12 protein-coding genes are annotated in these 14,610 nt (G+C 70.3%); 4 read left to right on the forward strand and 8 right to left on the reverse strand.

Annotation, left to right across the window (positions count from 1 at the left end):
• Together ACFVYN_RS19630 and ACFVYN_RS19635 are read right to left on the reverse strand one after the other, a co-directional pair.
• A partial coding sequence (locus tag ACFVYN_RS19630) for a glycogen debranching N-terminal domain-containing protein (RefSeq protein ID WP_390000021.1) occupies positions 1–1,692 on the reverse strand: 1,692 nt, incomplete at its 3' end.
• A gap of 662 nt (positions 1,693–2,354) precedes the next feature.
• Positions 2,355–4,223, reverse strand: coding sequence for a DUF4192 family protein (locus ACFVYN_RS19635; RefSeq protein WP_390000024.1), 1,869 nt, complete (start codon positions 4,221–4,223; stop codon positions 2,355–2,357).
• 141 nt (positions 4,224–4,364) lie between these two features.
• On the opposite strand from ACFVYN_RS19635, the gene ACFVYN_RS19640 reads away from it, so the two are divergent.
• Together ACFVYN_RS19640 and ACFVYN_RS19645 are read left to right on the forward strand one after the other, a co-directional pair.
• Complete coding sequence (locus ACFVYN_RS19640; RefSeq protein WP_390000027.1) at positions 4,365–6,536, forward strand: RecQ family ATP-dependent DNA helicase; 2,172 nt, start codon at positions 4,365–4,367, stop codon at positions 6,534–6,536.
• A gap of 293 nt (positions 6,537–6,829) precedes the next feature.
• Positions 6,830–7,462: a hypothetical protein gene (locus ACFVYN_RS19645; protein WP_390000030.1), complete on the forward strand. Its 633-nt coding sequence runs from the start codon at positions 6,830–6,832 to the stop codon at positions 7,460–7,462.
• 220 nt (positions 7,463–7,682) lie between these two features.
• Here the strand turns inward: ACFVYN_RS19645 and ACFVYN_RS19650 are convergent, their stop codons facing one another.
• From ACFVYN_RS19650 to ACFVYN_RS19660, 3 genes are all read right to left on the reverse strand, one after another.
• Entirely contained in the window at positions 7,683–8,348 is a 666-nt protein-coding gene (locus ACFVYN_RS19650) for a hypothetical protein (RefSeq protein ID WP_390000032.1), read from the reverse strand.
• Between the two features lie 68 nt (positions 8,349–8,416).
• Positions 8,417–9,118 carry a ribonuclease HII gene (locus ACFVYN_RS19655; RefSeq protein WP_390000035.1) on the reverse strand — a complete coding sequence of 234 codons (702 nt, stop codon included), beginning with the start codon at positions 9,116–9,118 and terminating at the stop codon, positions 8,417–8,419.
• A gap of 81 nt (positions 9,119–9,199) precedes the next feature.
• On the reverse strand, positions 9,200–9,823 hold the full coding sequence (locus ACFVYN_RS19660; protein ID WP_390000115.1) for a TetR/AcrR family transcriptional regulator: 624 nt from the start codon (positions 9,821–9,823) through the stop codon (positions 9,200–9,202).
• A gap of 188 nt (positions 9,824–10,011) precedes the next feature.
• Here ACFVYN_RS19660 and ACFVYN_RS19665 point away from each other — a divergent pair, with 188 nt between their 5' ends.
• Positions 10,012–11,319 (forward strand): MFS transporter, encoded by a 1,308-nt coding sequence (locus ACFVYN_RS19665; protein ID WP_390000038.1) that lies wholly within the window; start codon positions 10,012–10,014, stop codon positions 11,317–11,319.
• Between the two features lie 314 nt (positions 11,320–11,633).
• Here the strand turns inward: ACFVYN_RS19665 and ACFVYN_RS19670 are convergent, their stop codons facing one another.
• From ACFVYN_RS19670 to ACFVYN_RS19680, 3 genes are all read right to left on the reverse strand, one after another.
• On the reverse strand, positions 11,634–12,539 hold the full coding sequence (locus ACFVYN_RS19670; protein WP_390000041.1) for an ADP-ribosylglycohydrolase family protein: 906 nt from the start codon (positions 12,537–12,539) through the stop codon (positions 11,634–11,636).
• A 12-nt stretch (positions 12,540–12,551) separates the two neighbouring features.
• On the reverse strand, positions 12,552–13,211 hold the full coding sequence (locus tag ACFVYN_RS19675) for a histidine phosphatase family protein (RefSeq protein ID WP_390000043.1): 660 nt from the start codon (positions 13,209–13,211) through the stop codon (positions 12,552–12,554).
• Positions 13,212–13,328: 117 nt separating this feature from the next.
• The gene (locus tag ACFVYN_RS19680; protein WP_390000046.1) at positions 13,329–13,934 is read right to left on the reverse strand and encodes a YdbC family protein; all 606 of its coding nucleotides are present in this window, start codon (positions 13,932–13,934) and stop codon (positions 13,329–13,331) included.
• Positions 13,935–14,082: 148 nt separating this feature from the next.
• Between ACFVYN_RS19680 and ACFVYN_RS19685 the strand changes: the two genes are divergently transcribed.
• Entirely contained in the window at positions 14,083–14,607 is a 525-nt protein-coding gene (locus tag ACFVYN_RS19685) for a TerD family protein (protein ID WP_390000049.1), read from the forward strand.
• Positions 14,608–14,610 lie beyond the last annotated feature (3 nt).

A 14,610-nucleotide genomic window follows, 5' to 3' on the forward strand; every position in this document is an offset into this window, starting at 1 on the left:
CGTGGCCGCCGGACGACAGGCCGCAGGGTGAGGAAGGGGAGCGCTCCCGTCTGTGCGCTGCTCGGCCGCGTACATCTCGGGGAGCCGGTGTCCGAAGGCTTCAGCGGCGGCCAGCAGACCCTGCACGAGCGAGCCGGCTTCCTTCTCGTACCCGGCGGCGGCCAGGCCCGAGACGGCGGTCACCGTCTCGTGAACCCTTACGGCCCCGGTGCGATGGCCGAACGGGTTGTAGCCCGCCTCTTTCGTGCCCAGTCCGCGCAGCCCCCAGCCCGAGTCCATGGCCGGGCTTCCGAGCAGCCGGGCGAGTTGTTCGGTCTGCACCCTGTCGAGCAGGCCGGGTGCCTGTTCGCCCCCGCCCAGCAGTCCGGTGTCCAGAAGATGGACAGCCGAGGCGCCGAGGTGCGGCAGGAGGCGTCCGTCGGGGACCCGCGCAGCCGCCGGTCGGCCACCGCTGCGGTCCTCGATCCAGAAGTCCTCGCGGAAGGCCATGCGTAATTCGCCGGCCCACTGCCGCAGCGCCGCCCCGCCGGGTCTGTCGAACGCGTCGAGCAGATCGGCACCCAGGACGGCCGCGCGGTGCGCATGTGCTTGTGTCTCGCAGCGGACGGGGCCGCCGGGCTGTGGGTCCCCCAGATATGTTCCCTCCCCCACGGCCGTCCGCAGCCAGCTCAGACACCGCTCGGCTGTCGGGAGCAGTTCTTCCGTCTCCTGTTGCGAGAGCCCCCATCGGAAGGCCTCCGCGAGGAGGGCGGGGAAGAGCAGAGTGGCTTCGGTGCCCGTGCAGCCGGCTGGAAGGTGGGCGCCCGCGTCCCGGCGCGGCCCGGGAATCATGCCGGACTGGGCTGTCCGCCCGCGGAGTTGGGTGCGTGCGAGGGTGCGAAGCGTCCCCGCGGCGAGTCGGGTGCCGAGTGGCAGCGCCATACGGGCCGCGATGAGCCCATCGGCCGGGGCCAGGCCACAGCGCCAGGGGACTCCGGCCGCGAGGTGGGTGTCGGTGGGGTGTGCCGGGTCGCGCAGCAGCAGGGACTGCAGATCGTCGATGCTCGTGTGTAGGAGCGGCTGGAGCGCGGAGTGGTCCCCCGTCGCGCGGGCGGAAGCCAGGGGGCTTGTCGCCGCGCGCCGCACAGTCCGGACAGGGCCTGTGCCCTCCAGCCGCACGCGCAGCTCCAGGCCGACCGTGCCCCCGGGTGGCAGGTCGAACTCCCAGCGCAGCAGGCCTGCTGACGCGAGCGCGTCGGCCGGTGGTGGGTCGGTCGTGACCGATGCCCCGCCTGCCGCGCAGGACCAGCGCAGGCCGGAGTCGTGGACGATCGCGGGCAGCTCTGGTCCCGCTCGGCCCGAAGCGATCGCGCCCAGGTCCGCCAGGTCCGTACCGAGTGCCACCTCCACCGGCAGTCGCAGTGGGCGGGCGGCGGCGCTGTGCAACATGATGCGTTCCGTCCCGTCCGCATGGCGGGTGCGCTCTACGACGACGTCGGGATCCGGGCCGCCGCCCGGGGAGACACGCGCGGTGGCCACGAAGCGTGCGCGATCCGCCGAGGTCGTCCGTGCCTGGACCGCGAGTGGCTCACGTCCGGCGACACTGAGCCGGCACCGGGAGAGCACGCGTCGGCCCGAGCGGTAGAAGCCTTCCAGTCCCTGACCGGTCAACTGCCCTTGATCCGAGGAGATGGCCAGGCCGGGAAGCGCCACACAGATGATGACCGAGTGTGCCGGGGGAAGTTCAGCTGGGACTCGGGGGCCCGAGAAGGGGCTCCGTGGCGGCGGTCCGGACGGAACGGGTGAAGGTGGGCGGTGAGGACGGCTCGGAGTCGCAGTCCGGCCCGTCCTCACCGGTGTCGACGGGCGTCGTACGGGTCCCTCCGACGGAGGGGGCTCGCGGTCCCAGGACAGCGCGGGAGCGGTGTCCGTCCGGTCCTGTTCCTCAGTCGGGTTCGAGCGGTGTTCCGACACCACCGAGGTGTGCTGGGTGCCGCTCGGGAACCTCGGTTCAGGCATGCCGGTATCCGTGGCCCGCGGCGGCGGACCGGCGCTTCCCTCCCGCCCCGTCGTCGGCGCGCCGAGGGCGGGGCGGCCTTCGTCGGTGGAGGGCGGAGTCGGCTGGTGCAAGGTGCGCTTCCTCTGCGCTCTGCGCGGCTCGGGCGGGTTCGGTGCCCGGTGCGGGGCTCCTGAAGGGCATGGGCGATGCGGCGGTGCGGTCCGGTAGGGGGTTCCGCCACTCAGGTGAACGGGACGGGCCTGTTCGGGGTCACGCCCACCGGCCGGGAAGCCGACCGAATGGCGGCGGGCCGGAGCCACCACTCGGCGGCACAGGTGTGACCATCCGCGCACGACATGCCTCCAGCGGTCGCTCCTCATCCCTCCTCCTCGATGGCACCGCCCCCGGGCCGGGTGGCATCGGATCGTCGTGCGTCGTCCTTGCCGGTGGCGCGTCGGACGGCACCGGGACGCGTACCGCGGGCCGAACGGGAGCGCGGGCGGGATTCCTCGGCACCGGGCTGTCGCCCCTCCGCCTCCGTCGGATGGGGACCAGCATCGGCGCGAGCGCCGGAACGCACCCGCTTGCGTCGACGGGAGGCCGTAGGCGTCGATGTCGACGTCGACAGAGTCCGATCAGCATCGGACGGGCACAGGGGCAGCGCTTCGTCGACACCGGACGGACACGGCGACAGCGCACCTTCGGCACCGGACGGATGCGGCGGCAGCCCACCTTCGGTACCGGACGGACCCGGCGGCAGCACGCCTTCAGCATCAGACGGACACGCAGGCAGCGCGTCCACGGGGGTGCCGGGCGGCTCCGCAATTCCGGCGGAACCCGACCGGGACGCCGCCTGACCCACGTCCGGACCAGGCCTGTTCGGCCGCATCCTGTCCTCGCTCGTGTCCCCGTCGCCGGACCGGGCGGCCTCCGAGCGCGCGCGTGCGTCGCGCCCCTCGCGTTCCGCGCGTAGACAGCGCCGGATGGACTCCGGGTCGAGTCCCTCGTTGCATGCCTGGTGCAGAAGCCGGGCGAAGAGATAGCTGGGATCTGCACCCAGGGCCATGGCCAGCGCTTCCCTGGCCTCGATCTCGTCGCCCTCGGACCAGGCGACCCATCCGGCGAGGGTGAGCGGCGCCGCCGCGTGCTCGCCGTAGGGTCCGACGCATCGGCGGGCCAACGCGCGCCACAGACGCAAAGCCGGTCCGGCCTCCTCTGCCTCCATCCACTCGGCCGCGCGGTCCCGGGTCGTCCGGTCCTGCAGACCGAGGATGAGTTGCGCCGCGTCTTCGTGTCCCAGCAGCTCGTCGTCGCGCAGATCGGCTTGGAGAGGGCCCGCCACGGCTGCTGCCTCGGCGAAGCGTGTCATGGTGCGCCTGGCCAGGCGCACCGTCTCCTCTGCCACGTCAGCCCGGCCCGCCTGGTCGAGCATCTTGGGGACCAGTGCCATACCGGCGGTGTCCAGGGCGACCTCCTGCTCCAGCGCGGCCGCGGTCTCCCAAGGCTGCAGCCTGGCCCGCAGCTCGCGCAGTGTGCCGCGCACCTGCAGTCCGGCGTACGTGGCCGCGGCGGCGAGCACCGATGTGCCGGGCAGCCCCATCGGGAGTCCCTCCACGGGACAGCATTCCTGGCTCGGACAGCAGTACGACCAGTAGCGGCCGTCGGAGATGCACAACGCTTCGATCACGGGAACATCGAGCCGACCGCACTCCGTGCGCAGCAACCCGGCGAGCGGGGAGAGCCGCTCCATGATCTGCCTTCCCGTCTCGCCGGCCCCCGGTTCCTGGCAGAGGTAGGCGACCATCTGCTCGGGCCGGGCGCCCCTGCGCTCGCTGCCGGTGATCAGCCCGTGGGCCAGCTGCCGGGCCACGGCCGGCCAGTCTTCCTTGTTCGCGGGAATGCCCAGCCGGGCCCGCCCTCCGAATCGGCCGCGGCCACCCCGGTCGTGCAGAGCGACCAGAACGATGCTGTCCTCGGGCCGGTACCCGAGCAGGTAGGGCAGGGCGTCGGCCAGTTCGCCCGGAGTGCGCAGGGTGACCTGGTGTTCGGCGCCATGTGCGTCGAATCCGACCTGGTCACCGATCCCCGAGCCGTCGCGGTCCTGCCCGTCACCGTTTCGTCCGCCGCTGTGCATTTCGCTGTGCCGTCCGCCGCCGTTTCGTCCGTCCCCGTTTCGTCCGCCGCCGTTCCGCCCCCGGTTATTGCCGTTTGCGGCGGGTCCCGTCGTTTCGCTGTGATTCGTCATGCGCAGACGATCTCGCGGATCTCGATATTCCGTGTGGGCCTGTGGATAAGTCCGATCAGGGCCACGACAAGCCCGGGTCCGTCGTCCACAGCCGGACCGCCGAAATGCCCCGCTGTCGGAGGCGTCCTGTTGTATGGGGGCATGACGCACACGAGCAAGACGGAGTTGCGCGAGGCTGCCGACGGGATCCTCGTCCGGCTCGTCGGGGACAGCACCGGATCGGCGCGGCTGCGCGAGGACCAGTGGCGGGCGATCGAGGCGCTGGTCGCCGACAAGCGCCGGGCCCTGGTCGTGCAGCGCACCGGATGGGGCAAGTCCGCGGTGTATTTCGTGGCGACGGCCCTGCTGCGCGAGCGCGGCGCCGGGCCGACCGTGATCGTCTCTCCGTTGCTCGCGCTCATGCGCAACCAGGTCGATGCCGCTGCCCGAGCCGGCATCCACGCCCGGACCATCAACTCCTCGAACCCGGAGGAGTGGGAAACCATCCGCGCCGAGGTCGCCGCGGGCACCGTGGACGTGCTGCTCGTGAGCCCCGAGCGGCTCAACAACCCCGACTTCCGCGACAACGTCCTGCCCGAGCTGTCCGCCGCCACCGGACTCCTCGTCGTCGACGAGGCGCACTGCATCTCCGACTGGGGCCACGACTTCCGCCCCGACTACCGCCGACTGCGCACCATGCTCACCGACCTCCCGCCCGGCGTGCCGGTGCTGGCCACCACCGCCACGGCCAATGCCCGGGTCACCGCTGACGTGGCGGAGCAGCTCGGCACCGGCATGAGCTCGGACGCACTGGTCCTGCGCGGTCCGCTCGACCGCGAGAGCCTGAGCCTCGGAGTGCTCCAACTGCCCGATGCCGCCCACCGGCTGGCCTGGCTCGCCGATCATCTGAACGACCTGCCGGGCTCCGGCATCATCTACACGCTGACGGTCGCCGCCGCCGAGGAGATCACCGCCTTCCTGCGACAGTGCGGACACACCGTCGCCTCCTACACGGGCAAGACGGAGAACGCCGAACGCCAGCAGGCCGAGGAAGCCCTCCTCGCGAACAAGGTCAAGGCGCTGGTGGCCACCTCCGCGCTCGGCATGGGGTTCGACAAGCCCGACCTCGGCTTCGTCGTCCATGTGGGCTCGCCCTCCTCCCCCATTGCCTACTACCAGCAGGTCGGCCGCGCCGGACGAGGCGTCGAGCACGCCGAGGTGCTGCTCCTGCCCGGTCGCGAGGACGAGGCGATCTGGTCCTACTTCGCCTCCGTCGCGTTCCCCCCCGAAGAAGCCGTACGACGCACGCTGGACACCCTCGCCGCGGCGGAGCGGCCTCTGTCTCTGCCCGCACTCGAACCGCTGGTGGAGCTCAACCGCACCCGCTTGGAGATCATGCTCAAGGTGCTGGACGTGGACGGCGCGGTCCACCGGGTCAAGGGCGGCTGGATCGCCACCGGGAAGCCCTGGTCGTACGACACCGAGCGCTACGCCTGGGTTGCCAAGCAGCGCGCCACCGAACAACAGGCCATGCGCGACTACGCCACCACCTCGGGCTGCCGTATGGAGTTCCTGAGGCGGCAGTTGGACGACGAGCAAGCGGCTCCCTGCGGCCGCTGCGACAACTGCGCCGGACCCCGTTTCACCGCCGACATCTCACCTGCCGCCCTGGACACGGCGGGCGGCTCGCTCTCCCGCGCCGGTGTCGTGGTGGAGCCCCGCCGGATGTGGCCCACGGGCCTCCCCGCCATCGGCGTCGACCTGAAGGGCCGCATTCCGCCCGGCGAACAGGCTTTGCCGGGCCGGGCTCTCGGGCGCCTGTCGGACATCGGCTGGGGCAACCGTCTCCGGCCGCTGCTCGCACCCCAGACTCCGGACTCTCCCGTCCCCGACGACGTGGCGAACGCCGTCGTGACCGTGTTGGCCGACTGGGCCAAGTCGCCGGACGGCTGGGCCTCCGGCGCCCCGGACGCACCGGCCCGCCCAGTCGGGGTGGTCACCGTTCCCTCGCGCAGCCGGCCCCAGTTGGTGCACTCGCTGGGTAGTCGGATCTCCGCCGTCGGCCGCCTCCCGTTCTTGGGGTCCCTCGTGTACACGGACCACTCCGACGACCTCTCCCTGCCCCGCTCCAACAGCGCCCAGCGTCTGCGGGCCCTGCATGGGGCGCTCGTCGTGCCTGAGCCCTTGCGGGAGGCGCTGCAGGCAGCCGCGGGTCCCGTACTGCTCATCGACGACATGACCGAGACCGGCTGGACCGTGGCAGTCGCCGCCCGACTGCTGTCGCGGTCGGGTGCCCAGGGGGTGTTGCCTCTGGTGCTCGCCGTGCGTGGCTGAGCCGGCACCGCAGGCGACAGCGCTCCACGCGCGTGCACCGATGCGGACTCAGAGGCGCCGGACGCGGAGGCCCCAGGCGTCGCCCGCCAAAACACTGGGTAGGGATATAAGCCACGAACGGTCTGATTCGGGTCGGTGGGCCCAATTGCTCGTTGCCGCAACCAAGTTCGCCAGGAAGAATTGAGGTCCGCTCCCCGCACGGCCTCGCCCGTTGACCGGTAGGGCTCCTCTGCGGTGTGCTCCCCCGAATCCGACCCCGCCCGCCGTATGGGCGCGTAGCCGAAGGGAGGACCGTGACCTTCGGATTCGCTCCGTCCTCCGCGGCGTCCACGTCGTCAACCGACCTGTCCGCCGCATCCGCCAACCCTCTGGCCCGTCTGCTCGAACCCGCCGAGTGGGCCGAGGCCGGCATCCCGCTGCTGCGCAACCCGCGCGAGTTCGTCAGTGGGCTGCACTCGCGGCACCGTCCCAAACCGGCGACCGCGATCGTGGCGGTGCTCGATCCGGACGAACGGCTGCGAGCGAGCGCCTCGTTCACGCGTCGTCCGGCACCGGCCGACGGCTGGATGTTCCGGAACACGCTCCTGGCCCAGCTGCGCCGGGTGATCCCGCACGACCTGCGGCGCCGTACCCCCGTGCGCACTGCCGTGCTGCTCTACTGCCGTGAGGGTGACGCGCGTTGGACGGAGGAGGACGGCGCGTGGATGTGGGGTCTGCGTGACGCCTGCACCCTGCACGGGCTGCGCTGCGGGGCGTACATCACGCTGACGCGCGACGGATGGCAGGTGCTCGGCGAGGGACGCGGTGGACGCCGGCCGAACGCGGACTCCGAGCCGGAGCCCTTCGCCACGTCCGAGTCCCCGCCTCTGCTTCCGCGCACCGGCGGCGCCGCCTCTGAGGTCCTGCGCCGCGCGGCGGCTCGCTGAAGCCGAGTCCGCCCCGATCACCGTTCTTCGGCCGTACGTCCGTGACGTACGGCCCTTGACGTCGTGGCAACCGGCGCACCCGCGCTGAAATCGTCATGAGGAAAGTCCGAGCCAGCCGTCAACTCAGACGCGGGCACGCCGAAGGATTCGCCGTGCAGGTGCCGCGCAAGCGGCACCTTTCCTCACCCCCCGGTGTCCTTCCGGACCTACCGAGGCCAGCTCAGACGCCGACGCCCAGTACCGAGTTGATCTGCTGCGGGTCGCCGCAGACGATCAGCAGGGCACCGGCCCGGGTGTGGGCCAGAGGCAGGGCCTCGGCGACAGCCGCCGCGGAGCCGCCGTTGACGGCGACCACGACCACCGGACGGGACGCGGCCCGCGAGACCCCGGTGGCGTCCGCGTAGAACACGTCGTCACCGGCGTCGTGCTGGGCCCAGTAGGCGGCTTCGCCGAAGGACAGCTCATGGGTGGCCCACGGATGCTGTTCGCCGGTGGTGATCACCAACACTTCACCGGGGGCGCGGCCCGACTCCAGCAGAAGGTCTACGGCTTCTTCGGCAGCGTCCAGTGCACCAGCGGCCGAGGCCGGGATGAGCTGGATCTGCGGGTTCGCCGAAGCCGAAACCGACGCCTTGACCGGAGTCGGGGCGGAGGTGGCAGGGGCGACGGGGCCCGGCACTGCGGGCTTGGCCACGGCCACGTCGTGCGGCGTCCGCTGGACCGGCGGCGCGGGCCTCAGCGGGCCGGGGCGACCGGGGCGCGGCGGAGCCACAGGACGTGGACCGGGTACGGGACGGGGGGTCGGCGCGGTACGGCCACTGGCCGGGGTGGCGCGGGGACCCTGGGCACTCTCGTGAATCTGAGGCTCCTCGGGAATGAGAGGCATGGGCTGATATTTATCAAACGTTGGCGCGGCTCGCGTCAGCGGGTGGCACATGAGTGCGAGCGGAATCGTCAGAAATCGAAGCCGAGCTGGCCCTCGATCTCCGGAACACTTCCGTCCGCCCAGGTGCGGGCCTTCTTGAGGTGCCGCCACTGAGGCAGCGCATCAAGATACGCCCACGACAACCGGTGGTACGGGGTGGGGCCCCGAACCTCCAGCGCGGCCTTGTGCACGGGCGAGGGATACCCGGCGTTGGCCGCGAAACCGAAGTCTGCATGGTCGGTACCCAGTTCGGCCATCATTTTGTCGCGCTGAACCTTTGCGATCACCGAGGCCGCAGCGACCGCCACACAGGATTGGTCGCCCTTGATCACGGTCCGGACCTTCCAGGGCGTTCCGAGATAGTCGTGCTTCCCGTCGAGGATCACCGCGTCCGGTCGGACCGGGAGTGCCTCCAGGGCACGCACGGCGGCGATCCGCAGGGCGGCCGTCATTCCGAGGTCGTCGATCTCTTCGTGACTCGCATGCCCCAGCGCATACGACGTCACCCACGTTCGCAGAACCTCTGCGAGTTCGGTACGGCGTTTGACGCTGAGCAACTTGGAGTCCGTGAGGCCTTGGGGCGGTCGGCGCAGCCCGGTGACGGCCGCGCAGACGGTGACGGGGCCGGCCCAGGCACCTCGCCCCACCTCGTCGACACCGGCAATGATCTTCGCTCCGGTCGTGGCGCGGAGGGAGCGCTCGACGGTGTGAGTAGGTGGTTCGTACGGCATGGCGCCCTTAGCCTACGCCGACCGGATCACCCTGCGACACCCCGGTTCCCCGGGCAGCGCCGAGACGTCCACGAAGAGCACTCACGATCCGTCCGACCGCAGCAGCGGCAGCATGAACTGGTCGATCATCTCTTCGACATCCTCGTCACTCCATTCGCTTCCGCGCATCTTGGAGCGATACATCATCATGGCCGGAATGGCGTCGAAGACAAAGTCGTTGGCCGCGTCAGGACGCACCTCGCCCCGCTCCACCCCCCGGATGATGATCTCGCGAAGGAGTCTGACGCTCGGCTCCACGACCCCGTTGAAGATCACGGCATGGAAGCGTTCCGCCTGGGTCTGGTCGCATTCGTGAATGACCGCGCGCACGGCGAAGCCGGGGCGGGAGAACATCGCCTCGCGCGCCTGGCGGCACAGTTCGAGCAGGTCCTCGCGTACACCGCCGAGGTCGGGGGTCTCCTCGAAACGCGGCAGTCCGGCCCGAAGGGCGTCCGCGACGAGGTCCTCCTTGGACGGCCAGCGGCGATAGACCGCGGCCTTGCCGGTCTGGGCTCCGGCGGCGACGCCTTCCATCGTGAGGCCGTTCCAGCCGACCGTGCTGAGCTGCTCCAGCGCGGCGTCGAGGATCGCACGCTCCAGCACGACGCCGCGCCGACGCAGGGAGGCCGTCTGAGCGGGGACGGCCGTCCAGCGCGAGGTAACCATCTGAGTGTCTCCAGCGAACAGGGAAGCGAGGATTCCGGGGAAGGGACGCACTGCCACGCGGCGACATAGGGGGACACGCCGCGCGCCAACAAACCTAAGTGAACGCTTGCGTTCACTACTGGGGACTCACTGCCATTGACGCAACAGTGAACGCGGCCGTTCACTAAAGCGCTTGTGGGGGACCCATAGTGACTACCTCTCAATTGATCAAGGAACAGAAACCAGGTGCGGCCCGTCGGGAGGGGCGACCCGGCATCGCGCTCGCCGTCATCGCCGCCTGCCAACTCATGGTGGTACTCGACGCGACGATTGTGAACATCGCGCTGCCGCACATTCAAGACGCTCTCGAGTTCAGCACCACCGACCTCACATGGGTCGTCAGCGCCTACACGCTCACCTTCGGCGGCCTGCTCCTTCTGGGCGGCCGCGCAGGTGACATCCTCGGGCGCCGCAGGGTCTTCATGACCGGCATCCCGCTGTTCACCTTCGCCTCCCTGCTCGGCGGTCTCGCCCAGGAGCCCTGGCAACTGCTGGCCGCCCGGGTCCTGCAGGGCGTGGGCGGCGCCATCGCGTCGCCGACCTCGCTGGCGCTGATCACCACCACGTTCCCAGAAGGACCCGAGCGGAACCGGGCCTTCGGCGTCTTCGCAGCCGTCTCCGCGGGCGGTGGTGCCGTAGGCCTGCTGGCGGGAGGCATGCTCACCGAGTGGCTCGACTGGCGATGGGTGCTCTTCGTCAACGTGCCGATCGGCGTGCTGATCGCCGCACTCACCCCGCTGTACATCAGCGAGTCCGAGAAGCACAGCGGCCGCTTCGATGTCGCGGGCGCCCTGACCTCCACGGGTGGCATGGCCCTGCTGGTCTACGGCTTCATCCGCGCCGCCGACGAGGGCTGGCGGGACAACCTGACCATCGGGTCCTTCGGCATCGCCGTGGTGCTCCTGCTCGCCTTCACGTTCATCGAGTCGCGCGCCAAGGAGCCGATCACCCCCCTGCGGATGTTCGCTGACCGCAACCGCTCGGGCACGTACGTGATCATGCTGAGTCTCGCTGCCGCGATGTTCGGCATGTTCTTCTACATCGTGCTGTTCGTCCACAACGTCCTGGACTACAGCCCGATCGAGGCCGGTCTCGCCTTCCTGCCCGTCGTCATCGCGCTGGGCGCGGGCCTGTCGCAGCGGTTCCTGCCGGTGCTCGGCCCCAAGCCGTTCATGCTCACGGGTTCGGCGCTCGCGTTGACCGGGCTTGTCTGGCAGGCCCTCATCAGTTCCGACAGCTCCTACGCCGGTGGAGTTCTCGGCCCCATGCTGATCTTCGGCTTCGGCATGGGCCTCACCTTCGTGACGCTGACGATCACCGCGGTCTCCGGGGTCGCCCAGCACGAGGCCGGCGCGGCCTCCGGGCTGCTCACCGCCACGCAGCAAGTGGGCGGTTCGCTCGGTCTGTCCATACTGACGACGGTGTTCGGATCGGCAAGGTCCGCAAGAGCGACCTGAAGGCACTCGCCGGCACGGCGGGTCCTGGGCTCGGCTGACGGAACCGGGCTCTCGACCAGCCGCGGATGGCCGGACCGGGTCCGGGGGATCGACGGCGAGGACGGCGGTCCAGCCATCCGCACCAGAAGAACCGCGCACAGCAGGGCGAGCAGCGGCAACCACCCCATGACCACACCCGCCCCTCTCCCATGCGTTCCGCGTGCACCGGCCCATCCGCCGCACGGCAACTGCCAGAACAACGAGCAATCGGTTACGCAGAGTTCCCGGCATGCACAGAGAGTTTCGGCGGTGTTGTGCCGACCCGGCAAGAGCTCCTACTCCGACACCTGCAACCACTCGGGAAACGCCTCGGTCCGGTGCACCCACTCGGCGGGCGGCGTTCCGGCCTTGCCCCCGGCGATCACACCGCCCACGATGGCGCAGGTCGTGTCCACATCTCCGCCGACCTGCGCGGTCGTCCAGAACGCCTCTTCGTAGTCACCCAAGGACCGAGCGGCGGACCAGATCGCGAACGGCACGGTGTCATGGGCCGTCGTACGGCGCCCGCAGCCCAGCACGGCCGCCACGGTGGAGGCGTCACCGTAGTCGAGCATGTCGCGGGCCCGCCGCAGCCCGGCGCCGACGGCACTCTTCGGGACGAGCGCGATGACACCGTCCAGCAGCGCACCAGGGCTGGGCGGACCGCCGGGAGCTGCGGCCAGCGCTGCGGCCGCGGCAACGGCCATGGCGCCGACGACGGCCTCACGGTGCTGATGCGTGGGGTACGCCGAGATCTCCGCCTGGTGCGTCGCCTGCTCCGGATCGTCCGCATAGAAGGCCCCGAGGGGCGCGATGCGCATCGCCGCCCCGTTGCCCCAGGAACCCTGGCCATTGAAGAGGGCCGCGGCGAGTTCGCGCCAGTCACCGCCTTCGCGGACCAGCCGCAGCAGCCGGTTGACGGCGGGGCCGTAGCCCCGGTCGAAGTCGTGGTGTTCGGCGAAGGAGTGAGCCAGCGCGTCCTGGTCGATGCGGTGGTGGGCGGCCAGGACGGCCACGACCGAGCAGGCCATCTCGGTGTCGTCCGTCCACTGCCAGTGGCCGGGCGGCAGCTCGCGGTTCTTCAGCAGGGGGTAGTTCACCGGTACGAAGAACTGCGAGCCCAGCGCGTCTCCCACGGCCAGGCCACGCAGGCTGGCCAGGGCGCGGTGCAGGCGCCCTTCGGGTGAGGAGTCAGCGGTCATCGGTCTGCCACTCTAATCGGTGATCCCGTACGGCTGCGGCTCCCGCCAGCGCCCGAAGGGCCGGTCGAGGGCGTACTTGCCGTCGTCCCCGAGAACGAGCATCCGCATCTCCGCGTTCCCCGGATTCGACAGCGACTCGAATTCGGCGACCGTCCAGTGGAACCAGCGCATGCAGAACAGCCGCATGGCCAGGCCGTGCGTCACGATCAGAACGTTCGGCGGATGGTCGGGCGCCTCGAAGCTGCGGAACAGGCTCTCCAGGAAGCCGCCGACGCGGTCGTACACGTCGGCCCCGGACTCGCCCTGGGCGAACCGGTAGAAGAAGTGCCCGTAGGCGTCGCGGTACGCCTTCTGGAGACGTACGTCGTCGCGGTCCTGCCAGTTTCCCCAGTCCTGCTCCCGGAGCCGGGGTTCCTCGCGCACCCGTATGAGCTCGGAGTCCAGATGGAAGGCACGCAGGGTCTCGTGCGTACGACGGTACGGGGAGACGTACACGCTGACCTGTTCGCGGCCAAGTACCTCTCGCAGCCGTTTTCCGGTCTCCTCCGCCTGCCGCCAGCCCCGTTCGGTCAGGGCCAGTGCGTGGTCGGGCTCGCGTTCATACACGGCGTCATCAACATTGCCCGTTGACTCCCCGTGCCGGACAAGGATGATTCGCCGTGGTCGTGCCATGCCAAGACCCTAGATCGGGTGAGGGCGTATCGAGGACTCGTACGGGCTCCATACGGCGTAGGTCACACATTTCCCGCACCATCGGCCACCCAGGCGCGCACCTAGTGAGTCCGGATTTCAAACCGTCCAGGCGGGTTCGAGGTCCAGGATGTCGCCCGTGAGCGCGGCGACATCGGTCTCGGTCTGGGCCCTCAGGGCCAGCCGTTCCACGCGTTCGGTGCGGTACTTGCCGTGCTCGGCGGCCGAGCGCCACATCGAGAGCACGAGGAACTCGTGCCCCGGGGCCTCGCCGAACAGGCCGCGGATCATCCCCGGCGAACCCGCCATCGCCGGGTTCCAGACCTTCTCCTGCATGAGGGAGAAGTGCTCCGCGCGCTCCTCGTGGACGCGGCAATGGGCGAACCGCACCAGATCGGCGTCGGTGAAGCGGGGCTCGAAGCCCGTCTTCACGTCGAAGCGGTAGTCGAACAGCTTGACCTGGGTGTCCTTGAACGTGCCTGACTGGGCCGCCGCGAGCCGGTCGTGGGAACGCGCCATGAAGGAGTCGTAGAAGGAACGGCTCTCCCAGAAGGAGAAGATGTGCGCCACACCCTGCCGCCCCCGGCTCCAGCCTCCGCCCTGTCCCCGAAACCCCGGCTCCCCCAGAAGCCCCGCCCACTTTCGCTGCCCGCGCTCGAAGCCGCGGCGGTCCACCACGGTGCAGCGAATCCACTTGACCAGCACCGCGCCATGGTAAGGCCACGGAGCGTGGCGCCGGTCACGCTCGGCGGCAGAGCAGGCCCCCAAGTGTCGGACCCACATGGCAGGATGGATAACAAGTCTTGCCCGAGCGGCAGTTCGGGCCGTGGACACAGGGGGAAGGGGAAATCCGGTGAGCGGCATCAACAAGGGGATCCGCAAGGTCGAGGTCGCGCTCAAGTGGGATCCGAGTCCGGCGGGGCAGCCGCCCACCGACCTGGACATCGTCGCCGCGACCTATGTGGCGGGGGACCCGTACGGCGATCCCGCCTATGTGGTGCACTTCGACAGCCGCTCCCCCGACGGCACCATCTATCTCAACCGGGACAGCAAGGACGGCAAAGGCTTCGGCTGGGACGAGGTCATGACCCTCGAGCTCGACCGGCTCGACGCCCGGTACACGCGCGTGGTCGTCGGCGCCGTCATCCAGCAGCGCTCCGTGCACCGCACCTTCGTCGGCGTGCTCAACCCGGGTCTGCGCATCCGAGAGGGCTACACGGTCCTGACCGAGGACGACTTCGGCAGCGTCCTCGGCGCTACGGCCGCGAGAGTCGCGGAGTTCGTCCGTCAGGAATCCGGTACCTGGGACTTCCATCCCGGGATCACCGGCTTCGACGACGACCCCGCGACGTTCACCCGGAGCATGGGCCGGGTGTGACCC

This window comes from Streptomyces sp. NPDC058307 (assembly GCF_042880295.1).
In the GTDB taxonomy this organism is placed as follows: domain Bacteria; phylum Actinomycetota; class Actinomycetes; order Streptomycetales; family Streptomycetaceae; genus Streptomyces.

What these genes read in the sequence shown, in the direction of transcription:
- ACFVYN_RS19650 (WP_390000032.1), bottom strand. Translation starts at nt 8,348, where the DNA reads ATGCCTCTCATTCCCGAGGAGCCTCAGATTCACGAGAGTGCCCAGGGT.
- ACFVYN_RS19640 (WP_390000027.1), top strand. Translation starts at nt 4,365, where the DNA reads ATGACGCACACGAGCAAGACGGAGTTGCGCGAGGCTGCCGACGGGATC.
- ACFVYN_RS19655 (WP_390000035.1), bottom strand. Translation starts at nt 9,118, where the DNA reads ATGCCGTACGAACCACCTACTCACACCGTCGAGCGCTCCCTCCGCGCC.
- ACFVYN_RS19635 (WP_390000024.1), bottom strand. Translation starts at nt 4,223, where the DNA reads ATGACGAATCACAGCGAAACGACGGGACCCGCCGCAAACGGCAATAAC.
- ACFVYN_RS19675 (WP_390000043.1), bottom strand. Translation starts at nt 13,211, where the DNA reads ATGGCACGACCACGGCGAATCATCCTTGTCCGGCACGGGGAGTCAACG.
- ACFVYN_RS19660 (WP_390000115.1), bottom strand. Translation starts at nt 9,823, where the DNA reads ATGGTTACCTCGCGCTGGACGGCCGTCCCCGCTCAGACGGCCTCCCTG.
- ACFVYN_RS19670 (WP_390000041.1), bottom strand. Translation starts at nt 12,539, where the DNA reads ATGACCGCTGACTCCTCACCCGAAGGGCGCCTGCACCGCGCCCTGGCC.